General features: G+C 62.9%; 18 protein-coding genes. 7 read left to right on the top strand and 11 right to left on the bottom strand.

The genetic code is table 11. The features are described 5' to 3' along the window. Window positions 1–75: 75 nt before the first annotated feature. From BUC24_RS21280 to BUC24_RS21270, 3 genes are read left to right on the top strand one after another with little or no spacing between them, the layout of a single operon-like run. Window positions 76–744 (top strand): SDR family oxidoreductase, encoded by a 669-nt coding sequence (locus tag BUC24_RS21280; RefSeq protein ID WP_073221527.1) that lies wholly within the window; start codon window positions 76–78, stop codon window positions 742–744. A 19-nt stretch (window positions 745–763) separates the two neighbouring features. Then, window positions 764–1,891 carry an acyl-CoA dehydrogenase family protein gene (locus BUC24_RS21275; RefSeq protein WP_073221524.1) on the top strand — a complete coding sequence of 376 codons (1,128 nt, stop codon included), beginning with the start codon at window positions 764–766 and terminating at the stop codon, window positions 1,889–1,891. After that, window positions 1,891–2,436, top strand: a complete 546-nt coding sequence (locus BUC24_RS21270; RefSeq protein WP_073221521.1) for a GNAT family N-acetyltransferase — start codon at window positions 1,891–1,893, stop codon at window positions 2,434–2,436. Before BUC24_RS21275 ends, BUC24_RS21270 begins: the two co-directional genes overlap by 1 nt. On the opposite strand, the gene BUC24_RS21265 is transcribed toward BUC24_RS21270, so the two are convergent. Both BUC24_RS21265 and BUC24_RS21260 read right to left on the bottom strand, forming a co-directional pair. Next, window positions 2,414–3,274 (bottom strand): hypothetical protein, encoded by an 861-nt coding sequence (locus tag BUC24_RS21265; protein ID WP_143167607.1) that lies wholly within the window; start codon window positions 3,272–3,274, stop codon window positions 2,414–2,416. The two genes, BUC24_RS21270 and BUC24_RS21265, sit on opposite strands and share 23 nt — an antisense overlap. Before the next feature lie 106 nt (window positions 3,275–3,380). Beyond that, entirely contained in the window at window positions 3,381–5,864 is a 2,484-nt protein-coding gene (locus BUC24_RS21260; protein WP_229448505.1) for a M4 family metallopeptidase, read from the bottom strand. Window positions 5,865–6,681: 817 nt separating this feature from the next. On the opposite strand from BUC24_RS21260, the gene BUC24_RS21255 reads away from it, so the two are divergent. Continuing rightward, entirely contained in the window at window positions 6,682–7,278 is a 597-nt protein-coding gene (locus BUC24_RS21255; protein WP_229448503.1) for a hypothetical protein, read from the top strand. Between the two features lie 7 nt (window positions 7,279–7,285). On the opposite strand, the gene BUC24_RS21250 is transcribed toward BUC24_RS21255, so the two are convergent. From BUC24_RS21250 to BUC24_RS21240, 3 genes are all read right to left on the bottom strand, one after another. Beyond that, complete coding sequence (locus BUC24_RS21250) at window positions 7,286–8,341, bottom strand: S66 peptidase family protein (protein WP_073221508.1); 1,056 nt, start codon at window positions 8,339–8,341, stop codon at window positions 7,286–7,288. A gap of 39 nt (window positions 8,342–8,380) precedes the next feature. Next, window positions 8,381–11,224, bottom strand: a complete 2,844-nt coding sequence (locus tag BUC24_RS21245; protein WP_073221505.1) for a TonB-dependent receptor domain-containing protein — start codon at window positions 11,222–11,224, stop codon at window positions 8,381–8,383. Window positions 11,225–11,300: 76 nt separating this feature from the next. Next, window positions 11,301–13,007, bottom strand: a complete 1,707-nt coding sequence (locus BUC24_RS21240; protein ID WP_073221502.1) for an ABC transporter substrate-binding protein — start codon at window positions 13,005–13,007, stop codon at window positions 11,301–11,303. A 129-nt stretch (window positions 13,008–13,136) separates the two neighbouring features. Between BUC24_RS21240 and BUC24_RS21235 the strand changes: the two genes are divergently transcribed. Together BUC24_RS21235 and dacB are read left to right on the top strand one after the other, a co-directional pair. Then, a complete protein-coding gene (locus BUC24_RS21235; RefSeq protein WP_073221498.1) occupies window positions 13,137–14,375 on the top strand; it encodes a nucleoside recognition domain-containing protein in 1,239 nt (412 codons plus the stop codon). Between the two features lie 8 nt (window positions 14,376–14,383). After that, a complete protein-coding gene (gene dacB, locus BUC24_RS21230; RefSeq protein ID WP_073221494.1) occupies window positions 14,384–15,826 on the top strand; it encodes a D-alanyl-D-alanine carboxypeptidase/D-alanyl-D-alanine endopeptidase in 1,443 nt (480 codons plus the stop codon). 143 nt (window positions 15,827–15,969) lie between these two features. Here the strand turns inward: dacB and BUC24_RS21225 are convergent, their stop codons facing one another. Continuing rightward, window positions 15,970–19,431, bottom strand: coding sequence for a beta-1,3-glucanase family protein (locus BUC24_RS21225; protein WP_073221491.1), 3,462 nt, complete (start codon window positions 19,429–19,431; stop codon window positions 15,970–15,972). A 153-nt stretch (window positions 19,432–19,584) separates the two neighbouring features. After that, the gene (locus BUC24_RS21220; protein WP_073221487.1) at window positions 19,585–20,610 is read right to left on the bottom strand and encodes a LacI family DNA-binding transcriptional regulator; all 1,026 of its coding nucleotides are present in this window, start codon (window positions 20,608–20,610) and stop codon (window positions 19,585–19,587) included. A 172-nt stretch (window positions 20,611–20,782) separates the two neighbouring features. On the opposite strand from BUC24_RS21220, the gene BUC24_RS21215 reads away from it, so the two are divergent. Next, complete coding sequence (locus tag BUC24_RS21215) at window positions 20,783–21,169, top strand: VOC family protein (RefSeq protein ID WP_073221484.1); 387 nt, start codon at window positions 20,783–20,785, stop codon at window positions 21,167–21,169. Here BUC24_RS21215 and BUC24_RS21210 read toward each other — a convergent pair. Genes BUC24_RS21210 through BUC24_RS21195 form a run of 4 tightly spaced genes read right to left on the bottom strand, consistent with a single transcriptional unit; the run spans window position 21,166 to window position 25,228 of the window. Beyond that, a complete protein-coding gene (locus BUC24_RS21210) occupies window positions 21,166–21,759 on the bottom strand; it encodes a M15 family metallopeptidase (protein ID WP_073221481.1) in 594 nt (197 codons plus the stop codon). The genes BUC24_RS21215 and BUC24_RS21210 overlap by 4 nt on opposite strands. 10 nt (window positions 21,760–21,769) lie before the next feature. Continuing rightward, window positions 21,770–22,702, bottom strand: coding sequence for an N-acetylmuramoyl-L-alanine amidase (locus tag BUC24_RS21205; RefSeq protein ID WP_073221712.1), 933 nt, complete (start codon window positions 22,700–22,702; stop codon window positions 21,770–21,772). A gap of 7 nt (window positions 22,703–22,709) precedes the next feature. Further along, entirely contained in the window at window positions 22,710–23,612 is a 903-nt protein-coding gene (locus BUC24_RS21200) for an N-acetylglucosamine kinase (RefSeq protein ID WP_073221478.1), read from the bottom strand. Then, window positions 23,609–25,228 carry a glycoside hydrolase family 10-like protein gene (locus tag BUC24_RS21195; RefSeq protein WP_073221474.1) on the bottom strand — a complete coding sequence of 540 codons (1,620 nt, stop codon included), beginning with the start codon at window positions 25,226–25,228 and terminating at the stop codon, window positions 23,609–23,611. Before BUC24_RS21195 ends, BUC24_RS21200 begins: the two co-directional genes overlap by 4 nt. Window positions 25,229–25,240: the final 12 nt, after the last annotated feature.

The following is a 25,240-nucleotide window of genomic DNA, read 5'->3' as shown; positions in this document are numbered from 1 at the left end:
CATTCCATTTGACCGAATTCGGTAACGTGCTATAGGCCCCCGCCTTCGCGAGGGCGACGGCGAAAGGAAACAAGCATGCCCACAGCTCTGATCATCGGCGCCTCGCGCGGCATTGGCCTGGAACTGGTCCGCCAGTACCTGGCTGACGGCTGGCGCGTGATCGCCACCGCGCGGTCCGAGGCCGATTGCAAACGCCTGGCCGGCATGCGCGCGCACAGCTACCAGCTCGACGTCACCAGCGCCGATTCCATCGCCGCCCTGGGGTGGAATCTGGATGGCGAAATGATCGACGCCACCTTCCTCAACGCCGGCCAGTTCGGCCCGCGTCACGACGGCTTTCCCACCCAGCAGGAATTCGACACGGTCATGCACACCAACGTGCTGGCCGCCATGCGCCTGCTGCCCCTGATCGCGCCCATGGCCGAAACCGTGCGCGGAAAAATCGCGGTGCTATCCTCGGTCATGGGATCGATCGGTCAGCGCGGCGGCGCCAACGCCACCCTGTACCGCGCCAGCAAGGCCGCCCTGAACTCGGTGCTGATGGACAGCGCCATCAGCTACGGTCCCAAGGGCGTGACCTGCATCGCCTTCCACCCTGGCTGGGTCAAGACCGACATGGGCGGCTCGGGCGCGGAAATTGAAGTTGACGTCAGCGTGCGCGGCCTGCGCGCCACCCTTGCCAAAGCCGGCCCCGAGGCCAACGGCACCTTTTTGAACTACGACGGCACGCCCATTCCCTGGTAAGCCACACACGAAGAAATCCATGATACTGACCGAAGAACACCAGATGATCCGCGACGCCCTGCGCACCTTTTCGCAGGAGCGCCTGGCGCCCAACGCCGCCCGCTGGGACAAGGAACACTACTTCCCCAAAGAGGAACTGAAAGAGCTGGCCGCGCTGGGCGCCTTTGGCGTGGCCGTGCCCGAAGAACTGGGCGGCGCCGGGCTCGATTATGTGTCGCTGGCGCTGGTGCTGGAAGAAATCGCGGCTGGCGACGGCGGCACCTCGACCATCATCTCGGTCAACAACTGCCCGGTATGCTCGATCGCGATGATGTACGCGAACGACGCGCAAAAAGAACAGTGGCTGCGCCCCCTGGCGCAGGGCGCCATGTTGGGCGCGTTCGCACTGACCGAGCCGCACACCGGCAGCGACGCCTCGGCCCTGCGCACCACCGCCACCCGCGAAGGCAATGAGTACGTCCTCAATGGCACCAAACAGTTCATCACCAGCGGCAAATATGCCGACGTGACAATTGTCATGGCGGTGACGGACAAGGCGGCCGGCAAAAAAGGCATCAGCGCCTTCTGGGTACCAACCAGCACGCCTGGCTACATCGTGGCAGGGCTGGAGCAGAAGATGGGCCAGCATTCGTCCGACACCGCCCAGATCCTGTTTGAAAACTGCCGCATCCCGGCCGAAAATCTGATTGGCGAAGAAGGCCAGGGCTACAAGATCGCCTTGTCCGGCCTCGAGGGTGGCCGCATCGGCATCGCGTCGCAGGCAGTCGGCATGGCGCGCGCCGCATTCGAAGCAGCCCTGGTCTACGCGCGCGACCGCGAAAGCTTCGGCAAACCGATCTTCGAACACCAGTCGGTGCAGTTCAAGCTGTCCGAGATGGCGACCCAGATCGAGGCAGCGCGCCAGCTGATCCGCCACGCCGCTGCGATGAAAGATGCCGGCCTGCCCTGCCTGAAAGAAGCGGCCATGGCCAAGCTGTTCGCGTCCGAAATGGCCGAGCGGGTGTGCTCCGACGCGATCCAGGTCCATGGCGGCTACGGTTACGTCAGCGACTTCCCGGTCGAACGCATCTACCGCGACGTGCGTGTGTGCCAGATCTACGAAGGCACCAGCGACATCCAGAAAATCCTGATTGCCCGCGCGCTGTAATGGCGAGCCCCATCACGATCCGCAAGACCGTCAGGGATGACCTGGACCGCTTCTTCGTCTATCTGAACGATCATCTGTCCGATAATGGCCTGGGCAATACCGCCAAGTTCATGCCCATCTCGCACGCGGAAGCGGGCTTCCCGCCCGAGAAGGAAGCGGCATTCAGGATCGGGATGGAGACGCCGGTGGGGCAGCTGGGCTGGCGCCGCGGGTGGATTGCGCTCACGCCCGATGGCCAGATCGCCGGCCATATCGACCTGCGCGCGCGCCTGGAGAAAGCAGCCGCGCACCGCTGCCTGCTGGGCATGGGTGTGCACCGCGACTTTCGTCAGCAAGGCTTGGGAGCGGCGATGGTGGCGGTCGCCGTGGCCTGGGCACGCAGCCAGTCGATCGAATGGATCGATCTAGATGTGCTGTCGGTCAACCACGCCGCGCGCAATCTGTATCTGCGCTGCGGCTTCAGTGAGCTGGGCGAAATCGAGGATATGTTCCGCATTGATGGCGAATCGCTCGGCCACACTTTCATGGCACTGCGTCTCGCGTAGGGCTCAGCTGCAACGGACGGCCGGTTTCTTCGTGCGCGAACATCACAGGGCTGGACTGCGCTGCATTTTGCACAAAATAGTACGCTGTGCCGTCCGGATGCCATGGCCGCACCGGCATGGTCACGGCCGTGCTGTCATGTGCAAACACGATCACTTGCGCCACCTCGCCCGCCTCCGGCGTACGCTCGGTCCACTGCTGCCAGGCTGGCGGCAGCGCAGCAGGCCAGCTGGCCGGGCAGGACTGCGACTCGATCCCCACCACCCGCCCGTAACGCCGCGCCACCAGCACCAGCCGGCCCGGTTCCTGCAGCGCAAAGCGATCGCAGGGCGCGGGCACAATGGTTCGCGCGGTCGCCGTCACAATCGATTCGATGCGCACGTTGTCATGGCCGTGCGCTTGCGCCACTTCGCGCAAACCCAGCGCGAACCCACTTTCGACGGCGCACGCCAGACGTGGCTGGCCGCGTGCGCTGTCGTCGCACAGCAGCTCCCAATTGCGGGCAGCGCTGCCATACAGGCGCTCGAAGCGCGCCTGCAGATAGCGCTGGGCGCTGTCCTGATACAGCAACGCGTCGCTCCAGGGCAGCATCGTCAGCTGGCACCAGCGCGTGCTCACGCTGATGGCCAGCGGCACCCCGGCCAGGCCGCGTCCGGCGTGCCTGATCCAGGTTTCAAAGGCGGCCAGCCCGGCCGACCAGTGACCGTCGCCACTGCCCGGCGATATTCTGATTTCACTGCAAGCGAGCACGCGCGCGCCATCGCGCACCACCGCGCTGAGCATTTCCGGTGCCAGCGCCACGCTCAAGGTCCTGCTTTCAAATCCATCATGTGCAGCCATGTTTTGCTCCTGCCCACAGCACTGGTACAAACAAAAATGCCCCGGCCGTGGCCGGGGCTAAAAAAAGGGAACGGCAGTAGCAGCTGCCGCCCTCCTCAGGGTGGTATTACTGCGTGATCACGCTGACTTTGTCGACCGCGAAGCTGGTTTGCAGCGACGAGTCTTCTCTCATCGAGAAGGTCAAGGTCACGGTCTGGCCCTTGTAGGCAGCCAGATCGAAGGTACGGGTTTGATAGCCCGCGGCCTTGTTCAAGTTGCTGTAGCTGGCCAGGGTCTTGGCCACACCGCCAGCGGTTGCCGTGACAGTCAGCTTGTCGTAGGCGGTCGAGGTGGTGGTTTCCTTGGTGTCGATATGCAGCGCAAAGGTCAGCGTTGCGGACGACGCGTTCGATGGAATCGCCACCGACTGGCTGATGGTTTCGGTCGCGGTCACGCCGTTACCACCGAGCCAGGCGTTGCGGGTGCCTTCAAACGCAGGCTGCTGGCTGAATGTGCCGATTGCGCCCGTGGTGCCGCTCCAGCCGGTGGTGCCGGACTCGAAGCCGCCGTTGGTGACGCGTTCAACACTGCCGCCGGTGCTGCCCACGGTCAGTGTGGCGCCCGAGCTGGTGGCCGTCGTTGGCGACGAAGCCGAGTCAGTCACCACCACGCTGAACACGGCGCCGTTGTCGGACGTTTGCGCCGTCAGGCTGTACGACTGCGAGGTGGCGCCGGCAATGCTGGCACCATTTCTACGCCACTGGTACTTGTACGGCGCCGTGCCGCCAGTTGCCGTGACCGAGAACGACGCGGTTGCGCCGGCCGCCACGCTCACGCTCGAAGGCTGCGAGCTGATCGACACTGCACCTGGCGTGCCGCCACCGTTTTCATCGACGTCGGTACCGACGTTGATGGCTGCATAGGCGCGCACTACAGCAATGGCTTCCTTGCTGCCCACGCCGTACAGCTCTTCAGCTGCCAGCTTGGTCTTGTTGCGCGCATCGGCGTAGTTGGTCGACGAAGTGAACTTGGTCGTGTTGGCCTTGAACCAGATGCGGAAGGCCTTGTCGCTGCCGATACCGGTCATCGCTGCCGGCGACTTGTTCAGGTACTGGCTGTAGTAGTCCGAACCGGCGGTGGCGTTCGAACCCTGGGCCAGGAAGTAGAACATGCGGTTGTTCGGGCCGCTGCTCAGGTGGACGTCCAGGTTCTTGATGGTGCTGCTCCACGCATCCGGGCTGCGGCCATCCTTGCTTGGTTTGTAGAGCCAGCGCAGCGGGTTGCCCGATTTGCTGATCTCTTTACCCGTCATCCAGTCATTGCCCGATCCAGGGATCACCGAACCGGTGCCGCCATTGCGTGCATAGGCTTCCACCATCTCGCCTTGAATGTCCGAGTGCGATTCGTTCAGACCGCCCGATTCGCCGCTGTAGGTCAGGTTGGAGGTGGCCGCGGTAACGCCGTGACCCATCTCGTGGCCGATCACATCGATCGCGCCCAGGCTGTTGAACGAGCTGCCGCCGTCGCCGATGAACATGCAGCGGCAGGTGTCGCTGTAGTAGGCATTGTCGTAGGCGGTGTTGACGTGAGCCGCAATGTAGGTGGCGGTATTGTTACCATCCAGCGACTGCCAGCCCAGCACGTTTTTCAGCGTGTCGTAGGTGTTCATCAAGCCCCACAGTGCATTGACTGCAGCGGTCTGGCCGTTGGCATTGGTGGTGCTGCCGCCGTTGATGTACTGTTTGCCGTCACCCCAGGTGTTGGTGCTGTTGGTGTAGATCGAACCGGCGCTGGTGGTGTGGTTGGCGTTGGTGATCGCCATGCCGCCGAAGGTGCCGCCCGTACCGCGGGTCGAATCCTTCATCGTGTAGTTCGAGCCCGACAGCGTGGTCTCGATTGGCACCTGGCCGTTGTACTGGCTGTTGCCCACGCCAACCACGGTTTGCAGCGATTGCCACTGCTGCAGGACCTGGCCGGTTTTGGCGCTGACGATGGTGTCGTGATAGATCGCCTTGTTCCCGTTGATCATGCGGGTCTTGACGACGTAGGCAAGCTCGTAGCCGGCTACCTGTTCGGTCAGGTCCATGGCATTGAGTTCGGCTTCGGCCTTCGCTTCAGCGCCTGGCACACGCACGGTTTTCATGATGGGGAAGACCACCAGCTGCGCGCTAGGCGGCGCATGGTGGGTAGCGCCTGCGCCGACTTTGCGCACCACGCTGTCGATGGCCGCGCTTGACGTCACGCTTGGCTTCACATCGAGACTGGCGACTTTGGCGCCGACGATTTGCGCGCCGCTGGTGGCGCCAAGGCCGGCACGACGGTCCGACACCGATTCGCTGATGATGCTGCCGCGGTCATCGGTCACGATCACCGATTCCGACTGGAAGATCGGCACGCCTTTATAGGTGTGCGCAGCACGCGTGATCTTGGTGCCGGTCACGCCTGGATGCTGCGACATGATGGCGAAGCTGTGATTGGTGTCGAGGCCGTGCGAGCCGCGGGTAGCGTCGAGTTTGGCAACGAGGGTCGATGCTTGCTGCTTCGATTGGACAACCGGTGCACCCATGATCGGGCCGGAAGCAAGCGCTTCGGTGGCGGCGAATATGGGCATGACTGCAATCGATGCGGCTAGCAATGTTTTAGGGAAATTCATTATTTCTCCAGTATTCAATCATTGTTGTAATGTGATTTTTCGTGGCCACGGGACCGTGGCAGCTCCCCGTGCAAGCCAGACTTGTGGGCCGGAATACGCGAGTGGAGGGACATTAATCCTGGCGCTAGCGCCGAGTCAATAAACTTGCCAATTTAGTCAACGGGCTGCCGTTTGTTCAGTTATGAACATTTTTACCGGGCAACTGCGTGGTCACTTTGACGATTTTCTAAAGAATATATTGTTGGTCACGGTAAAGTTTTGCCTCATTTTTGTGCGGTTTACGCAACCCGCATGTTTCTGGGTCCGTGCGGAAATGAAACAATTCGATAGTTTTCGGTATGCATTTCGATTGCGTTTTTTGGTTGAACGGGTCTACACTCAATCCAAGTTGTCAGGTTTATGACCCAGGCAACATTGATAAAAGCGCAGGGAAGTTTCTCCAAACACAGCGCACCACGATTAAACGGGAACATCATGACGTCACCATTGCATCTGGCATCGGACCTCTTTTCACCTCCACGTTTCTCTCTGCGACAGCGCCGCCCCGGCACGGATTGACGGGACCAGACCTGCTGGCGCGCAGCAGCAAGCGCGCCGCACACTGCATCAACGCACCACGGTAACCACGCGCGTCCACTCGACGGCGGCGGGCTCGTGAACAGCCCCTCGCACCGTCCGCGGCCGTCAGCTCTGCATTGAGGACCTGATAGACATGCTTTCGATCGCCACTAAAGTCGAGCAAATCGTCTCAGAATCGGCATTTTTGACTGAGGGAATGTCGCTCGGACTCATCAACCTGTCGGAACTGGCGCGCCAGCTGCGCCCGCAACTTGAATCGGATTTATGGAAGCCGGTTGGCCAGGCGGCCGTGGTGATGGCGCTGCGCCGCCTGTCCGAGCGCATGCCCCAGCCCAGCGATGTGAAACCCATCATGCTGGCGCCGCGCATGGGCGAACTGACCACCCGCACCGAACTGACGCTGATCACCTATCGGCTGTCGGACAACAGCAATGAATGCCAGCGCAAGCTGCTGGCCCTGGCAGAACGCCATCACGGCAGTTTTGTCTCGGTCACGCGGGGCGTGCACGAAATGCTGGTGGTGTGCAGCCGGCCGCTGGTGCACGTGGTGGAATCGGCGTTTGTCAGCGAGCGCCACGTGGCGCGCGTGGAAAACCTGACGGCGCTGACGCTGCGTCTGAATCCCGAAGCGCTGAAAACGCCTGGCATCTATCACAGCGTGCTGAAAAAACTGGCCTGGAACAAAATCAGCGTGGTGACCATGATGTGCACCTTTACCGAGCTGACCGTGCTGCTCGAGCAGCCGCAGACCGGTCCTGCTTACGCAATCCTGTCGCAGATCGTCTCGCACTAGGGCGCTGTTAGCTGACGGCGGGTTCGAGCAAGGTCAGCGTTTGTGATGCGGTATCGAGGCGCGCGGGGAGGCCAAGCGGCAGCGTAAACTGGTCGCGGATATGGCCGAAGGAATAGCCGCTCACGGCAGGAATGCGCAGCGGTTTCAGATGCAGGTCCAGCGTCTGGTCGGTACTCAGCGATGGCTCATCGTCGGCGGGCACGCACTTCTGGCACACGCCCAGCATCACCGCCGCCGCTTGCGCGAAGCCCACCGCCAGATCAAGCTGTGTCATCCAGCGGTCAATCCGGTAAGGCGCTTCGTTGGCTTCTTCGATGAACAGAATGGCATCCCGAAAATCCGCCGCATAAGGCGTGCCCATCAAGGCGCTGACCAGGCTCAGGTTGCCACCGAGCAAACGCCCCTCCGCCGTTCCCTGCGTCAAAGTGCGCACGCCAAACTGCGGCTCCTGCAAGGCGCGTGCGCGGTTTTCTTCAGCCATGGCAATCACGTAGCGCGGCTGCGGATCCATCAGCACCGACAACAAATGCTGGTTGGAATACGGCGAATCGCTGGACGTGGCCACCGGTCCATGAAAGGTGACCAGCCCAGCCTGCCGATAGATCGCCAGTTGCAAGGCCGTGATGTCGGAAAAGCCGATCAGGATAGTGGGATTCTGGCGGATCAATGCGTAATCAAGCGCATTCAGGATCGAAATGCAGCCCGAGCCACCGCGAATGCACCAGATGGCCTTCACTTGTGGGTCGGCAAACATCGCATGCAGATCGCTGACGCGTTGCTGAACCGAGCCCCCATACAAACCGAACACGGCGCGCAGATTCGGGCTGTGGCGCACTTTGAAGCCCAGCCGTTCAATGCGGGCCGAGGCCAACGCGATGCCTGCTTCATCGGTATGTCCGCCCGGCGCCACCAGGGCAATCGTATCGCCCAGACGCAGACGCGGGGGCTTGATGAGCGGCATGCGCGGGGCCGGACTGGCGCCCACGGCAAGCGTTGGCGCCGCCAGCGCTGCCGCTGCCAGCGCGCCAAACGCGCGTCGGTTGATCTTGTTGCTGCCTGCCATCGCCGAATATTCCCTCGTGGATTTATCCAACTATAGCATTCACAAAAACGTGTAGTTGGCCATCAGGGTCAGCGAGCGGCCGCGCGGGTCGGCCACGCGCGGCTCCCACGAGCTGCCGGCACCGGTGTTGCTGTCGTAGGTAATGGCAAAAGGCGGATCCTTGTCGAACAGGTTCTTGATGCCGACCGTCAGCGCCAGCTGGGGAATGCCGGTGTAGGTCGCGCTCAGGTGGAAGATCGAATACGCATCGACTTTCGGATCGTACTGGGACGGCACCACCCGTCCGCTTGCCACGCCTGGCAAAACCTGGTCGGAATAGCCGCTGCGATACACGTTCTGCAACAAGCCGCTCCAGTCGCCGCGGCGCGCGCTCAGGTAAGCCGTATGCTTCCACCGCAAGCCCAGATCACCCGTGGTGACATAGCGGCCCACTTCGCTGTCACCGAACGGTGCATCCGGCAAGGGCCGGTTCTTTTTCTTGAGCAGCCAGGAACCATCAATGCCGGCACCCCAGCTGGCGCCCATGGCCTTGGCGCTGGTGCGTGCGCCCACTTCCACGCCGCGTGTCACGCCCGCGCCCGCATTGACCCAGCGCTGGTCAATGGCCACCAGCTGGCCATTGGCATCGCGCAAAAACTGGTCGGCAAACAAACCGGCATTGGCCAGCATGGTCGACAGCGGCACGCTCTTGATGGTATCGGCACGCCGGATTTCCCACAGGTCCAGATTCATGGAAAAGCGCGCCGAGGGCTCGAACACGAAGCCGACCGTCGCTTGCTTGGCGGTCTCCGGACCCAGTGTCGCTTTGCCGCCCGTCAAGATAATCGGATTGATCGATTCGCACCCGGGCTGCGTGGTGTCAACTTTCCCACTGGGGCAGCGGGTGGGATCAGCCAGGTCCTTGCCCACGTAGGTGGACTCGGTCACCCCATTGAACAGCTGGTTGAAGGCCGGGGCACGGAAACCCTCGTTGTAGGAACCGCGAAACAGCCACTGCGCCTGCGGCTGGTAGCGGAACGCCACTTTGGGGTTGACGGTGGTGCCAAAGCCGGAATAATGGTCGCGCCGCACGGCGCCGGTCAGCTCCAGCGCGGCCGTCACCGGCACAATGACTTCGGCATACAGCGCGCGCACGCTGCGGCTGACCTGGGGCAAGGCATTCACATCGTCAAACGGCGCGTTCAGAATGGCTGGACGGCTGGTCAGTTCGCGCAAGTCGCCATTGAAGCGGTACTCTTCGCGCCGCAGATCGGTGCCGATGGCCGCCATCACGGCGCCGGCAGGCAGACGTGCTATCTCGCCTGACAATGCCGCGTCGAACGAGGTGAGCGTGGTGCGGCCGCCATACAAGACCACGCCTTCGGCCGAGGTACTGCGAATCAAATCCAGCGCGGCCTGGGACTGCTTTTCCCCGGGCATCAGGAAGGGATTGATGATGCCGGTGCCCAGGGCGTTCGCCAGTGCGGCCGTGTAATTGAAGCCCGTGCCCAAGGTGGATTGCGATTCGCTGTAGGCGCGGCCCAGTCCGATTTTATAGTCAGCCTTGCCGATCTGGCCATCCGCGCCCAGCTGGATGCGACCGGCTTCGGTTTCGGTGGCAATTTCACGGTTGCCGCATTCCATGCAGCGCCAGCGGTAGGCAATCGGCAAGCCCCGGTTTGCCTCAATCGAGGGAAACACGGCAGCCAGGGTGTTGAAGACCTGGTTGTAGGCCGCACCAGTGGCTGGGTAGAACGAGCTGGCGGGAAAGGTGGTGGTGCCGGGTGAAATCTGGTTGGGCGAGAAGCTCTTGGCGACCTCGGTCCTGGAGCCCACCAGTTCGGCAAACAACTGGTGCCCGCCGCCCAGGCGGAAGGTGGCGCGCGAGACCAGGTTCCAGTTCTTCACAGGCTGCTGCAGCACGGCAGCGCGGCCTGTATCCCAGGCGCAGCCGTAGGCGGCCGAGGGCGTATCCCACAGCACCGCATCGTAAGGCCCCATGCCGTCAAACGCGGCGCAACCGGCCCCGCCTGGCAAATCCAGCAGGCTGACTCCGCTATAAGCCTGGCCACCGCCGGGCAAGGTAGGCCCGGTATTGCTGCTGCGGCTGAAAATTGAATCGCCCACCGTGGTGGCAAACACATTGGCAAACGGCGCGCCGCGGGTATCGACCGACAAGCCGCGCTCGGGCTGGAAGGTGTTGACGAAGCTGCGCTGGTCGCCCCGCAGCGCCTGGTTTTTGCCGACCGAGCCAGCCACCAGCACGTTGTAACCTTGCTGCTCCAGGTCGCCAAAGCCGCCCGTGACCTGGAAGCGGTCGATGCGGGCGCCGCCTGCCTCGGTGATGTCGGTAAACGCCTGCGCTTCCAGACCTTTGTAGTTCTGGCGCAGAATAAAGTTGATGACGCCGCCAATGGCGTCGGTCCCGTAAATGGCGGAGGCGCCGTCTTTCAGCACTTCCACCCGTTCGACCGCAGCAAACGGGATTGAGTTCAAATCGACCGCTGATCCTTTCATGCCATGGGTGGCAATGCGGCGCCCGTTGAGCAGCACCAGCGTGCTGTCGGCCCCCTGACCGCGCAGATTGGCCGAGCTGGCGCCATTGTTGCCGCGCTGCGCGCCCGTGGCCACATCCGCATTGCTGGCCAGATTGTCGGAACCATTGCCGTTCACGTTGAGGGTCGAGATCAATTGCTCGGCATTGACGATGCCTTGCTCATCGAGTTGCTTCCTGGTAATCACATCCAGCGGCAGCGCCCCTTCGCGGGCAATGCGCTTGATGCTGCTGCCCGTAATTTCAACACGCGCCATGGGCGCCGGGGATTCGCTCTGCGCAAAGGCGGGGACGGCAGCTGCGGCCGTGCCGGCCAGCGCAATCCAGTGCGCGCCATGTTTCCAATCCATGGAAGCTCCTTCAAGTGGGGGAAGAGTCTGCTGTCGCAGGCTACCAAAATTGCAAGAAATGTGGCGCGGGCGAATGCTACCGGGACGCTCTCACACTGCGCTCGCGCAGCTCAAGATCCAGATCAATGTAGCGCCAGGTGGTCAGGGCGACCGGGTGGCGGGTGTAGTGTTTCAGCCACGGTTGGCGGATATCGGCCGATACCGGATGCGTCAGTGGGACCCAGGGATTGTAAGCGTGCAGCAAGTCGTTCATTTCGCGGTAGAGCTGGGTGCGCGCAGGCGAATCGGGCAGGGCGCGTGCCTGCGCATAGCGCACATTGTAGGCAGGCAGATTGAAGCGCGCGTAATTGGCGCGGCCGCTGTTGGGCCCGTACAGCAATTGGTAAAAATTGTCGCCGTCGGGGAAATCGGCAATCCAGTTACTTTCAAACATTTGTACCTTCCCCAGGCGGGAAGCCTTGATAATTTCCGTCTTCTTATCGCTGCGAAACACCACGCGCAAGCCGATGGCGTTGAGGTTTTTGCGCCACAGTTCATCGCGCAGGCGCCCGCCCACCGTCGCTTCGCTATGCATGGTCAAGGTCAACGGTTTGCCGTCGGGCAGGCGGCGGAAACCATCGGCGTCACGCTGGCGGTAGCCGTAGCGGTCCAGCAAGGCGCGCGCCATGGCCGGGTTGTAACGCACCGGGCTGCGGTAGGCCGGGTCATAGCCCAGCACGTTCGGCGGCAGCGGTGATTCAGCGCGCAATGCGAAACCTTTCTTCAGCAGGCCGATGTCTTCCTCGCTGTTGTAGCTCAGGGCAATGGCGCGCCGCAGCGCTGCCTTGGGCTTGCTATAGCCGCCCAGCAGCGCATCGTCCATATTCATCCACATGTAGTAGGTCTGCAACACGGGAAAGCGCGTCAGCACCAGGCCGCGTGCGGCCAGCTCGGGTTTGAGCTTGCCGCCGGCAATGACCATCGCCGTCATCGCCTCGGGCACTTGCTCCAGATAGTCGAATTCGCCCCGCAGAAAACCCAGTACCCGGCCCTGGAACTCTTCGGCGATGCGCACCTCGACCTGGTCGATCAAGGGCGGCGTGGGCGCGCCGCGATTGGCCAGCAGCACAATCTTGTCGCTACGCTTCCAGCTACCGATGCGGAACGAACCGGTGCCCACAGGATGGTTGCCCACCTGGCCAGGGTAAGCGTCGACGACCTCGCGCGCCAGCACGGCGGAGGCGGGTGTGGCCAGATAGAACAGAAAATTGGGGTCCGGCGCCGTCAGGGTAATTTGCAGCGTGTAGCGCGCGGGCGCCTGCAGGCCAGGGATCGGCGTGTCGTAGCTGAACGCGGCCTTGAGGCCGGCGTCGCCGGCAATTTTTCCGTCGAACAGGGCCAGCCAGGGGGATCGCAGCGCGGGGTCGTACAGGCGCTTGAGGCTGTAAACATAGTCGGCGGCGGTCAGTTCGCGCGGCTTGCCCCCAAAGGCGGGATCGGGCGTGAAATAAATGCCGGGACGAATGTGGAAGGTGTAACGCAAGCCGCTGGCATCCACCTCGGGCAAGGCGGCGGCGGTATTGCCTTCGAGTGCAAGCGGACGCGCCAGGTAGTTGTAGCGCAACAGCGGGTCAAACAGGTTTTCCAGCAGGCTCAGCGTGGCAATGTCCGACGCAACTGCTGGGTCCAGCCCCGTTTCGCTGGTGCTCAGATAGGTATGCAGTACCTTGTCGGCCGCTTGCGCGGGCAGGGCCATGGCAGCAACGCCAAGCAGGAGTGCGAAAACGATACGGCCAGGGATCATGGAATCTCTCGTGGTTGCCCCGCCATGATAAGGGGCCGCGACGGCAGGACGCAGCTTTTTTACTTTACGGGCAAGCTGAGCCTATACTCTCGCTGCAACATCGGTCTTCACGCAAATAGAAAATACGACATGGCACTTAATTACATCTGGTCTGGCTTCTTTTTGGTCGGCTTTCTGGCCGCCCTGCTCCAGTGGCTGTTTCTTGGCGACACCGAGATCTTCAAAAAGATCATCGATGGCACCTTTGAATCGGCCAAGATGGGTGTGATGGATATTGCCTTGCCGCTGGCCGGGGTCATGACACTCTGGCTGGGCATCATGAACATTGGCGAAAAAGCCGGCGCGGTGGGCTGGCTGGCACGGGTGATATCCCCCTTCTTCTCGCGCATTTTCCCGGAAGTGCCAAAGGACCATCCCGCCACCGGCCACATGGTAATGAACTTCTCCGCCAACCTGCTGGGCCTGGACAATGCAGCTACCCCGTTCGGCCTGAAAGCAATGGAAAGCCTGCAAACGCTCAATCCCACCAAAGATACCGCCAGCAACGCACAGATCATGTTCCTGGTGCTGCACACCTCGGGCCTGACCCTGATCCCCCTGGCCATCATGGCGCAGCGCGCGATTCTGGGCGCCAAGGATCCTTCCGATATTTTTATTCCCTGCATGATCGCCACCTATGTGGCGACCGTGACCGGGATCGTGGTGGTATCGATCAAGCAGCGCATCAATCTGCTCAACCGCGTGGTGCTGGGCTGGCTGGGCGGCATGACGGCCGCCATCTGCGCGCTGATCTTCTACTTTACTCAATACCTGACCAAGCCGGAAATTGAACTGGTTTCGCGCGTGGCCAGCAATCTGATCCTGTTCTCGATCATCATCGTGTTTATTGCCGGCGCCATGCGCAAGGGCGAGAACGTGTATGACGCCTTCATCGAGGGCGCCAAAGGCGGTATTCAGACCTCGCTGACCATCATTCCCTATCTGGTCGGCATGCTGGTGGCTATCAGCGTGATTCGCAATTCCGGCGTGCTCGGCTTTGTCGTCAAAGGCCTGGAATGGATCTTCGTCGGCCTGGGCATGAACACCGAATTCACCCCGGCCTTGCCGACGGCGCTGATGAAGCCGCTCTCCGGCAGCGGCTCCAAAGCCATGATGATCGATGCCATGACCACATACGGGGTCGACTCCTTTGTCGGGCGCCTGGCATGCATCTTCCAGGGCTCGGCCGACACCACGTTCTACATCGTGGCCCTGTACTTCGGTTCAGTCGGTATCCGCAAAACGCGCTACGCCATCTCGGCCGGCCTGATCGCCGACTTCGCCGGCATTTGCGCCGCCATCGCGGTTGCTTACCTGTTCTTCGGATGAGGCCCGCGATGATTCGTCCACTTGCCTTTGCTGTGTTGCTGGCGTGGCTGCCAGCCGCCCAGGCGCAGTTGCCGCCGGCCTTCAGCCGCGCACTGGCGGCTGCCAAGATATCCGAACAATCCGTCAGCGTGCTGGTGCTGCGCGGTGACAAGGCCGTGCTGTCGCACCAGGCCGACCGCCAGATGCAGCCGGCCTCGACCATCAAGGTGGTCACCACCCTGGTGGCGCTGGAACAATTGACGCCGGTATTCCGCGGCCGCACCGAGCTGCGCAGCAATGCCGCTCGCGTGGGCGACACGCTGATGGGCGATCTGGTCCTGCGTGGCGGCGCCGATGCCGACCTGAACAACGAATCGCTGCAAAACATGCTGCAAGCCGTGCGCAACCAGGGTATTCGGCGCATCGAAGGGCGCCTGGTACTGGACCGCAGCCTGTTCAACCCGGCGCGTATCGACCAGGGCTTGCCACCCTTCGACGAGTCCCCTGATGCGTACTACAACGTGATCCCCGATGCGCTGCTGCTGAACAAGAACATGCTGCTGCTCGATATGCGTTCGGACGAGCAGCAATTGCAGCTCATCATGCAGCCGCAGCTGGACCGCGTGACCATCGAATCGGGCATGACCCTGATCAACGCAGAATGCGGACGCTGGGAAGAAGGCTGGAAGGCGCCCGAGATCGTGCGCGAGGCCAGCGGCAAGATCCGTATCATCCTGCGCGGCACCTATCCAAAAAACTGCTGGAGTTCGAACAGCATCAATGTGCTGGACCGCCAGGATTACGTGGACCGCGTGTTCCGCGAAGTCTGGGAGCGCCTGGGCGGCGAAATTGCCGGCGACACCATCGACGGCGTCGGGCCGCTGGAAGCGCGCATTTACGCGCAGCATGTGTCGCGCGCGCTGCCGGAAATTGTGCGCGATACCAACAAGCTGTCCGACAATGCGCTGGCGCGCACCCTGTTTCTGAGCCTGGGCAGTCTGGAAGGCGACGCGATTGCAGGCAGCAAGCCGCTGCCCGGCAACGGTGGCATGACCACCGTGGCGCGAGCCGATTTGGCGGTGCGCAGCTGGATGCGGCGTCAGGGCATCGATGATAGCGGCATGGTGCTCGACAACGGCTCAGGTTTGTCACGCACGGAGCGCATCAGTGCGCAGCAGATGGGACGCTTGCTGCAGGCAGGTTTACGCAGCAAGTGGGCGCCGGAGTTCCAGGCCAGTTTGCCGATTGCGGGCATGGATGGGACCATGCGACGCCGCTTGCGCGACAGCCCGGCGGCAGAACGCGCGCGCCTCAAGACCGGGACGGTACGCAATGTGATTGCGATCGCGGGGTATGCGCCGGATGCGAATGGGCAGCCGTGTGTGGTGGTGGCGATGATTAATGGCGAGAATGCAGGTGCGGGCAGGGCGGCGCTGGATGTGCTGGTGGATTGGGTGGCGAGGGTGCAGTGATGTTCGACTGAGCATAGATGGTATGGGTCCCCGCCTGCGCGAGGACGATGTAGCCAGTACATCGTCCTCGCGCAGGCGGGGACCCATTCCACCTACGCGTCGCAAAGAAAAATGGCGCCGACCCACCGGCGCCATTTCCATTCCTACCTGCCGATCGTATACGTCACCGATATCGGCGACGGCGAATAAATCGACGGGCTATGCCCACCCACATCATCATACGAGAACCCGTACGCCAGCCCGTTAATGCTGTGCTGGTGCCAGAACTTGGTAAAGAAGTTGGCAGGCTTACCAGCCGGGTAGAAATACTCAGCGTTATACCAGCGATCATTCGGCAGGTCAGCCACATGCCGATTCAACGCCGCACAGATCTGCGCCTGCAGTTGCAGCTGCTTGTCGTGCTTCGGCGTATTCGGCGACGTGCCGGTCGCGTCATCGAGCACGCCGTTACCCAGCATGACCTCGGTGGTGGTTGGCTTGCCATAGATCTTGTACGTGTCCACACCATCCGTGAACGTCATCACATCGTCCGCACCAACACGGCCACGGAAGGTCGGCCAGTCGCCCACTTTCATCACCAGATCTTCGCCCCGATACTTGTTCCACACCTCGCTGATGTAGCCATCCAGGTAAGCGGCGTTTTCACCACGCGGCTTGTCCTGCGCGCCGGTGGTGACATTCAAGCCATCATTGAAGGTGGCATGGCCCGGCGCCATGATGCGCGCCGGTGCGTACGGCGCCTTGGCCAGACCCTGGAATGGCGCCGGTGTCTCCAGCACAAAGCGGGCAAACAGTTCGTCGCGCGTTTCCAGCAGCGTTTCGCCAACCGTCGCGTCGTAACCATCGAGCCCGGTCACGCGCAGTTTGAGCGGCAGGCCGAAAATGTCGACCCGGCTGGTGTTAACGTAGATGCCAGGGTTGCTGCTGGTCGGACGCTGGCGGTTGATATTGAATTCACCGAAATCAAACGTCGTGTTCAAGTTCGGATCGGTGCTGTTCTCCAGGTCCGGACCTGCATATCCCGTCTTGCCGTTGATGTCGCGGTTAATCTGCAGCAGCACCGGTTTGCCAACGCTCATGTAGATCCGTGCCGATTCGATTGGCGGAATCGTCACCGACTTCGCTGTCGCCAGACTGACGCCATAGTTGGCGTAACCCTTTTCACGCGATGGCACCATGATCGTGTTGTCCGCCTCGCTCACCGGCACCAATTGGCCGCTGGCGTTGGCGCGCACGTACTGGCCTGTGGCCCAGTCTTTGCCGATGATGACCCAGTAAACCTGGCTGTCAGCGTATTTGCCACCCGTGCCATTGACCACATTAAAGGTGGTGTTGCCGTTCCAGGCCGACTCCGCATTGTTGGTGATGGTGTAGGTGCGCGAGACGACCGGCGAATCCTTGCCGTCCTTGGTGGCCAGCGCCTTGAGCGTGAAGGTGTCGCCCTTCTGCACCGATTTTTCCAGCCATACCGCACCGTTGAACTGCTCCGAGCTGCGGGTTGGATTGGAACCGTCGCGTGTGAAGTGAATGGTCGCACCCGGCGTCGCGGTCAGCATGTTGATGCCGATCCTGGTCGCGTAATTGCCGGCGGCATGCGACAGCACCGGTGCAGCAACCGTGCAGCCACCTGGTGTTTGCGTGCAGGCCGCTTCAATGTCGTAGGTCGCGCTGGCACGGCGCGACTGCTGCGCATCGGGCCGCACTGCAATCGCATTGATGGTGGTCGCACTCTTGACCAGCAGCGGCGAGCCGGCCACATACTGCGCCGAGGTCGTGTTCGGTGCACTGCCGTCGATGGTGTAGTAGATTTTTGTTCCCGCCACCGAGCCAGCAGGCAGCGTCAAACTCACGTTCTGCTGGGTTGGATACAGGCCGCCGGCCGGTGAGAACACGGGTTTTGCCACCGGACTTGGGCAAGCGGCAGAATCGGCCGCGTCATCGCCGCAGATCGTGTACGTGAACCAGGCTGAATCAAGATTGCCGCCAGTTTGCGCCGAGTAGGTGAACATGTACGAGATCTTCGATCCCGTGGCCACCGGACCGATGGCCGGCGCCTGCCAGCGCTTGAGAGCTGCGTCATAGACCATGTTCTCGTCGCGCTGCGCGCCCTTCACGCCGTCCTTGCCCGTCACGTAGCTGTGCACGATATTGGTGGTCGTGGTCCATCCTGGCGCGAACCAGATGCGGGCCGTGGCGCCATCCTCGGCCACGCCGTGGGTGAAGGTGCTGCCGTTGTTGGTGTTAATGGTATAGCTGGCCGAGACAGCTGCCGAGTCACTCATGCCGCTCTTTTTTGCGACCGCCGTCAGCGTCGACGATGCACTCACCTGAATGGGCGCGGCATCCGAATACAGCTGCTGGGCGCCGCCGTTCACCGCGTACCAGATTGCCGCGCCTGCCGTCGGCGTCGACAGACGCACGCTCTGCGCGCTGGTATAGGTGCCGCCAGCAGGTGCAAACGATGGATTGGCCACCGCACTGACCTGGTTGATCGTGAACACCGCCGTGGCCACGCCAGAATTGTTCATCCCGCTCTTGAGCGCGATTGCCTTCACCGTTTTGCCTGGCGCAGCAACGCTGAAGGCGCCCGCATACAAGGCCGAGCTGGCGCTTGGCGTGCTGCCGTCCAGCGTATAGCGAATCGCCGCACCGCTGGTGGCGCTGCTGAGTGTCACGCTCTGGGTGCTGGTAAACGTCCCTCCTGCGGGCGAGATCACTGGCGTGGCGACGGTGGCCGTGCCACGGCTCCAGCTCAGGCCATTGGCATCGCGCGCACCGGTGCTGGTCATGTAGGTAAAGCTGTAGGCCAGCGCCACCGCTGCGCCGGACGTCACCGGTACATTGATTTCGTGACGCGTGCCGTTGTACGCCATGGCCAGATTCTGCTGGGCGCCGCCGTTGAGTGAATAATGGATGTCAACCCAATCCGACTTTGGGGTACGTGCAAACCAGATGGTCAGCGAGCTGCCGTTGTCCGTGACGCCATGCGTGAAGCCGGCATCGGTGCTGCCGATGGTGTAACTGGCGCTGGCACTATCGGAGTTGGTCATGCCCGCCTTGGTGGCATACGCCGTGATGGTGCTGGTGGCGCTGACCGTGATGGGATTGGCGCACACCGCACTGGCGCCACCATTGATCGAACACATCACCGTGGCGCCAGCAGTCGCCGAACTGGCGCTCACCTGCTGGGCGCTGCTGTAGCTGCCCGGCGCAGGCGAGAAGCTGGGCTTGGCCACCTTGCTCGGATCGACCGCGCCTGGCACTACCGCCGCGCCCCAAGGCGAGTCATAGGCCAGCCCCGCTTTGGTGTACGTGAACGAGAAGTTGACGGTCTGGCCGACAGCCGCAGGCACGGTCACTTCGTGCCGCGCGCGCGCGGCGTTGTACGCCATCGTCACGTTTTGCTGCGCACCGCCGGCCACATTGTAGTGGGCGATTGACTGTGTGACTGAAGCGCCCTGAAACCACAGCGTGGCACTGCCGTTGATGTTGGCCACGCCGGCCGTGTAGTCGGCCGCGCGCGCATTCTGGCCGATGGCGAGCAGCAGCATCGCCATCAGGGCGAACAGCAGCCTTCGGTATTGATCCGTGTAATTGCTAAACATGTGTTGTCTCCGTTATTGACTGTTTTATGATCGGAATCCTGACTGCACCCGTGTCTTTGTGTGGTGACCTCCTTCTTGAAGCGGCACGCAGCCAAGGCGCGGCCTCGCCTGCCGGTGGGCATGCGGAAAAAGTGAACGTGGAACGTCGGTCCGCTAGCGGCGCAGGCGCCGTGTGGACTCCCTGACGACAAGTTCGAGGGGCGGGGCCGCAATATCGGCGGTCTCCCCGGCTATCAATTTGAGAATTGCCACCGCTGCCAGCCTGCCGATGTCATACACCGGCTGGCGCACCGTCGTCAGCGGCGGCATGGAATAAGTTGAATTGGGCAGATCGTCAAAGCCGATCAGCGAGATATCGTCAGGCACGCGAATGTTACGGCGGTACAGCGCCAGCCGCGCACCGTACGCCATCTGGTCGTTGGCGGCAAACACGGCGCTGAAGTCGGCGCCCGATGCGAGCAGCTGATCAATCGCCTGCATGCCGCCGCCTTCCATGAAGTCCGCCTGCAGCACCAGTTCGGGCGCGGGTGCCACGCCGGCGTCCTGCAAGGCCTGTTGATAGCCGCGCAAGCGCTCAATCGCGTCCGGATGGTCGTGCGGCCCGGTGATGAAGGCGATGCGCGTGTGGCCAAGCTCCAGCAGATGCCGCGTGGCGCTGCGTGCGCCTTCAAAGTCGTCCACGTCGACGCTGAGCAGACGCGGTGCGGCCAGCTGCCGTCCCGTGACCACAATCGGCATGCGCTCGGCGTACTTGATCAGCTGCTGGTCCGACAGGCGCCCGGTCAGGATGATCACGCCGTCTACGCGGCGCGCCTGCAACAGGCGCATGCGCGCTTCCTCGGTCTTCAGGTTCCAGTGGCCGCTGACGAACAGGGGGGAATACGGCGTATCGGCCAGCGCATCTTCCACACCGCGCAAGGCTTCGCCGTAAAACGGGCTCTCGATGAACTGGGTCAGCACGCCGATGGTGCGGGTTTGTCCCATTGCCAGGCTGCGCGCCATCAGGTTGGGCTCAAAGTTGAAGCGGGCAATGGTGCCTTCGACCGCCAGCCGCTTGTCGTCGCTGACCTTGGCCGTGCCATTGAGAATGCGCGATACCGTACTGGGGGACACGCCGGCCTCGCGCGCGATCAGTTCGAGCGTGACGTTCGGTTCCAGGAGGGCGGCGGCGGCGGGCATGACGGCGAATATACGCCCCGCTTGAAAGCGCTGTCAACACAAATTGGAAACGCTTCCGCAATGCTTGTATAGGGGCGTAAACTCTTATTTTTTCGGGGCAACTTCGTGGGTCTGCGTGTGCGCGTTTGCGCGCTCTGTGTCATATTGATGCGACCACCACGAGGGAGAAAACATGGCCATTTTTCTGGATCATATTCTGGTGCCCGCGCGCGACAGGGTTGCCGCGGCCCGACAACTGGCCGAGCTGCTGGGCGTTCCCTGGTCGACCACCGGCATCGGCCCGTTCGCCCCAGTGTTTGTCAACGATGGCCTGACGCTGGACTTCGACACCTGGCCCGAGCCGATCCCGCTGAGCCACTACTGCTTCCGCGTCAGCGATGCCGAATTCGATGCCATCCTTGAGCGCATCCGCGCTGCCGGCGTTGCCTTTCGCAGCGCCGTGCACGGCCCGGTTGACTCGCAGGTCGACACCGCCCACGGCGGCAAGATCGTCTACTGGAACGAGCCCGATGGCCACCAGTGGGAAATGCTCACCGCAAGCTACGCGCGCCAGCCTTAAAGTACGCGCCGGTAGGTGCGCCGTACCAGATCGCGGTCGCCCAAATCGAAATGCCACCATTCGCTGCCAATGCCCTGGAAGCGTCCGTGCGCCATCACGTCGCGCAGCACTTGGCGGTTGTCGATCTGGGTTGGGGTAAGTTCGCCGCTGGCCAGCATGGCCGCTTCCAGTGCCGGGTGCGACCGCTCGCTCATGTCGTCAAAGCCGGTGCCCATGTCAACCTCGCGCCCGGCTGCGTCAAGCAAGGTGATGTCGATCGCCATGCCAAAGGAGTGAATCGAGCCGCGCACCGGATCGGCCAGATACATCTGCAGGCTGGTGCCGGCCAGCGCGTCCCACAATTGCTGCTGCACCCGCTGCGGGCGCAGCGCGTCGAGGATCAGCGCGGTCCAGCCGGGCCGCATTGTCGCCAGCCAGGCCACCGACTGTTCCAGTGCCGCCGCGGCGTCGCGATGCAGCCATGCGCAGTCGTGGGGAGAGTATAGATCGCGCCCGACAAAGTTATTCGGCGTGGCATAGCGCAGATCGACCGCGATGCCGGCGATGGTCGAGAGGTGACGGAACTGGCCGCTGGAAGCGAGATCTTCCATCGCGGCAGCCTCAGTGTTCGACCGGTACCGCGGGCAGATCGGGCACCGGCGCGGGGACGGCCGGTGCGGGCGGTGTTGCCGGTGCTGCCGTTGCAGCTGGTGCGACAGGAACGGCAAGTGCGGGCGACATGGTGGGCACAGGCGGCGCCGGTGGTGGCGGCGGTGTCGGCACCAGCGTTTCAAGCAGCGCCGCCGTCTCGGCATCCGGACTGCCATCGAACAGGGACGGCCGGTATTTCATCTGAAACGCAACCATGGAAGCACGGGTCGCTGCATCGAGTTCACCATTCTGCGGCGTTGTATAGCCAACGCCGGCCAGCTTCTTCTGGAACCATGCCGTGTCGGGCGGCGCCAGTTCAAATTGCGGCCGCAACGCAGCCACCTTGAGTGCGTCGGGCCAAGTCACCAGCCCCTGCTGGGCCAGCTGAATCCAGGGGAACAGGGGACCGGGGTCCTGCTTGCGCATGGGCGCTATGTCAGCATGTCCCAGGATATTTTCGGGCGGGATCTGGTGGCGCGCCACGATATCTTTCACCAGTGCGATCACGCGGTCGATCTGGGCCTGCGGGAACGGATGCCAGATCCGGCCCTCGGGTCCTTTGGTAAAGCCGGGATTGACGATCTCGATCCCGATCGAGCTGCCATTGAGCAGAGTGTAGTTCTTCCAGCTCGATACCCCGGCATGGTTCGACTGCCGGTTTTCGTCCACCAGGCCATACACGACCGGCTTGGCATCGTCCGTCACCAGATAGTGGCTGCTGACCACTTCCTGGGTCAAGGTGCGCAAGGAACCCGGCGTATTGCTAACCGTGTAATGCAGCACCACGAACTTGACGCGGCTGCTCTGCCCCTTGGCGCTGAAGCTGCGATCGATCTGCGGACCGCTGGCGCAACCGGTCAGCAGTGCAAGCAGGCATAACGCTATCAGGGTCGGTTTTTTCATGATCGTTTCAAGTTCCGGCAGCGGTTCGGGCGGCGATGCGTGCTGCGGCATGGTGCGCATCGCCCTGATGTTGTGTCAAGCTTAGCGCATCCGGCAATCTGGCGCGCATCGCTTGCGCGATCAAGGGGTGCAGGGCAGCGGCGCGGCCGGACAGCACGATGGGCCGCTCGCCAAAACGCGCCGTCAGCGCCAGGGCAAGGCGCGCCAGTTCCTCGCCGGCGGCACGCAAAATGGCGGTGGCAACGGGGTCCTGATCGGCGCTGGCGGCAACGGCCAGCGCCAGCTGGCCCACCGCGCCCCGCTCCTGGCCGTAGATGAACTGGCGCGACAGCGCCCAGTCGTCGCCGCCAATCCTGGCAAACACCGCCTGCGCCATGGCCGAGGCGCGCCAGCGGCCTGGTTCTTCGTCCTCGTTGCGCCAGATGTGGCGCAACGCCTCGCGCGCGATCCAGTAACCGCCGCCGCCATCGTCAAGGATCACGCCGCGGCCGCCGGCGCGATGAAATTGCTGCGCGCTGTCGATGAAAGCGCCGATCGAACCAGTCCCGGCGTAAACCAGGTAGCCCTGGCCCGGCGCGAAATGGGCCAGGTAGGCGATGTGAATGTCGTTGTGCAGGGTGACTGCCGCAGGGGCGATCTGCAGCTGCGCGGCCAGCCAGCCTTGCAACGCTGCGCTGTCGTCGCCCAAGCCGGTCAGGCCGGCCACAACGTGGGCAGGCTGCGCGTGTGCCAGCACGGCCCTGGCCAGGACCAGCAACTCGGCCTCAATCGCTGCGCGTCCCGCCGCGCTGCCCAGCTGCAGCGCGGAGACGCCGCCAACTTCGCCGTTCGCGATGATGGTCTCGCCTCGCGCCAGCGCCCAGCGGGTGCGGCTGCCACCGGCATCGATGCCGAGGCCGACAGTGCTCACCTGGCGCCCGCCACCGGCGCCAGGGGAACACCGTCGGCCTTCAGCACCGAGACCCGCTCGCTCTCGTTGCCCAGCCGGTCGATGGCGCTGACCACCACGGCGCTGGCGTCGTCAGGCACCGTAAATTCCGTTCTGGCGGCTGGTGCGACTGCAAAGCGCCACTCCGACCCATGGCGCGACCAGATCGCAAAGTGGGTGTTGTCCTTCGCTGCCAGCTTCAATTGCACCACGCCGCCGCTGCGGCGGGCGCTGACCACCGGCGCTGCCGGCGTCTCGCTGCCCAGCCATGGCGTGGCCGGCACCAGGGCCGGACCCGGGTAAGCGCCGGCCCTTAGCTGGTCGCTGATGCCCTGGCGGTTTTCCATCAAGGGCGCCATGCTGAAATGGACATGCCCGCCGGCTTTGGGCCGGCTGCGCGTCACACCAATTTGCTGCACGATTTCCTGCGGTACGAATGACTTGGTGGGCGCGCCGATCCGGCTGGTGAACAGTCCGGGCCAGATATGCCGGCCTTGCCGGTTCTGCGCCAGCCAGTAGTCGAGCAGCACATCGTACGCTTGCGGCGCTTGCGCGATGGGCCAGTACAGCTGGGGCGAAAAATAGTCGACCCAGCCCTTCTCGAGCCACAATTCGGCATCGGCATACAGCTTGTCGTACTGGCTGAAACCGGCGATGCCGGCCGGACGCCGGTCAGGGCGGCCCACGCCAAACGGGCTGATGCCAAAGCGCACCCAGCTTTTTTCGGCGTGGATGCCCTTGTACAGCGCCTCGATCAGCTGGTTCACGTTCTGACGCCGCCAGTCGGCCCGTTCCAGCTTGCCGCCGGTGAGCAGATAGCGCTGCCATGCCGCCTGGTCGGGGAAATCGAGTTCCTTGCCGCCAGCGGCGCCATCGAGCGCTGCTTCAGGCCCGCCCGCGCCAATCGGATACGGATAAAAATAGTCGTCAATGTGCACGCCATCGATGTCGTAGCGCTTGACCACGTCAAGGATCACGGCCAGCGTCTGCTTTGATGCCACTTCTTCGCCCGGATCCATCCACAAAAAGCGGCCATAACTCTTGACCGCCGAGGGCATCATCTTCGACACGTGATCGGCCGACATGGGCGACTTGGACGTGGCGTGGCGTGCCCGGTAAGGATTGAACCAGGCATGCAATTCAAGGCCGCGCGCGTGCGCCTGGGCGATCCAGAATTTGAGCGGGTCGTACCAGGGCTGTGGCGCCTGGCCCTGGGTGCCGCTCAGGTATTCCGACCAGGGTTCGATTTTGGATGCGTAAATGGCGTCGGCGCTGGGGCGCACCTGCAGCACAATGGCGTTCAGATTGAGCGATTTGGCGCGCTCCAGGATGGCAATGGCTTCGGCCTGCTGCTGGGCCGCGCTCAGATTGGCCTTGCTGGGCCAGTCGATATTGGCGACAGTCGACACCCAGGCCGCACGGAATTCGCGCGGCGCCGGCGGCGGCTCGGTCTCGGTACCTTGGGGCGCGCGTGGTGGCTGCGCCACGCCAGGCTTGTCGGCCACCGGTGGCGGCACGCTGGTACAGCTGGCGATCAGGGCCAGGACGCCGGCCGCGCTTGCGAGCGCAAATGCGCGTTTCTTCAAATTAGGCTGCAAACCAATCCTCGC

It is taken from the genome of Massilia sp. CF038, from assembly GCF_900129765.1.
In the GTDB taxonomy this organism is placed as follows: Bacteria; Pseudomonadota; Gammaproteobacteria; order Burkholderiales; family Burkholderiaceae_D; genus Telluria_A.
This window is presented reverse-complemented; position numbering and strand designations above follow the sequence as displayed.

Coding starts and splice junctions, on each gene's coding strand:
- BUC24_RS21280 (WP_073221527.1), top strand. CDS start 76: ATGCCCACAGCTCTGATCATCGGCGCCTCGCGCGGCATTGGCCTGGAA.
- BUC24_RS21275 (WP_073221524.1), top strand. CDS start 764: ATGATACTGACCGAAGAACACCAGATGATCCGCGACGCCCTGCGCACC.
- BUC24_RS21270 (WP_073221521.1), top strand. CDS start 1,891: ATGGCGAGCCCCATCACGATCCGCAAGACCGTCAGGGATGACCTGGAC.
- BUC24_RS21265 (WP_143167607.1), bottom strand. CDS start 3,274: ATGGCTGCACATGATGGATTTGAAAGCAGGACCTTGAGCGTGGCGCTG.
- BUC24_RS21260 (WP_229448505.1), bottom strand. CDS start 5,864: ATGCCCATATTCGCCGCCACCGAAGCGCTTGCTTCCGGCCCGATCATG.
- BUC24_RS21255 (WP_229448503.1), top strand. CDS start 6,682: ATGTCGCTCGGACTCATCAACCTGTCGGAACTGGCGCGCCAGCTGCGC.
- BUC24_RS21250 (WP_073221508.1), bottom strand. CDS start 8,341: ATGGCAGGCAGCAACAAGATCAACCGACGCGCGTTTGGCGCGCTGGCA.
- BUC24_RS21245 (WP_073221505.1), bottom strand. CDS start 11,224: ATGGATTGGAAACATGGCGCGCACTGGATTGCGCTGGCCGGCACGGCC.
- BUC24_RS21240 (WP_073221502.1), bottom strand. CDS start 13,007: ATGATCCCTGGCCGTATCGTTTTCGCACTCCTGCTTGGCGTTGCTGCC.
- BUC24_RS21235 (WP_073221498.1), top strand. CDS start 13,137: ATGGCACTTAATTACATCTGGTCTGGCTTCTTTTTGGTCGGCTTTCTG.
- dacB (WP_073221494.1), top strand. CDS start 14,384: ATGATTCGTCCACTTGCCTTTGCTGTGTTGCTGGCGTGGCTGCCAGCC.
- BUC24_RS21225 (WP_073221491.1), bottom strand. CDS start 19,431: ATGTTTAGCAATTACACGGATCAATACCGAAGGCTGCTGTTCGCCCTG.
- BUC24_RS21220 (WP_073221487.1), bottom strand. CDS start 20,610: ATGCCCGCCGCCGCCGCCCTCCTGGAACCGAACGTCACGCTCGAACTG.
- BUC24_RS21215 (WP_073221484.1), top strand. CDS start 20,783: ATGGCCATTTTTCTGGATCATATTCTGGTGCCCGCGCGCGACAGGGTT.
- BUC24_RS21210 (WP_073221481.1), bottom strand. CDS start 21,759: ATGGAAGATCTCGCTTCCAGCGGCCAGTTCCGTCACCTCTCGACCATC.
- BUC24_RS21205 (WP_073221712.1), bottom strand. CDS start 22,702: ATGAAAAAACCGACCCTGATAGCGTTATGCCTGCTTGCACTGCTGACC.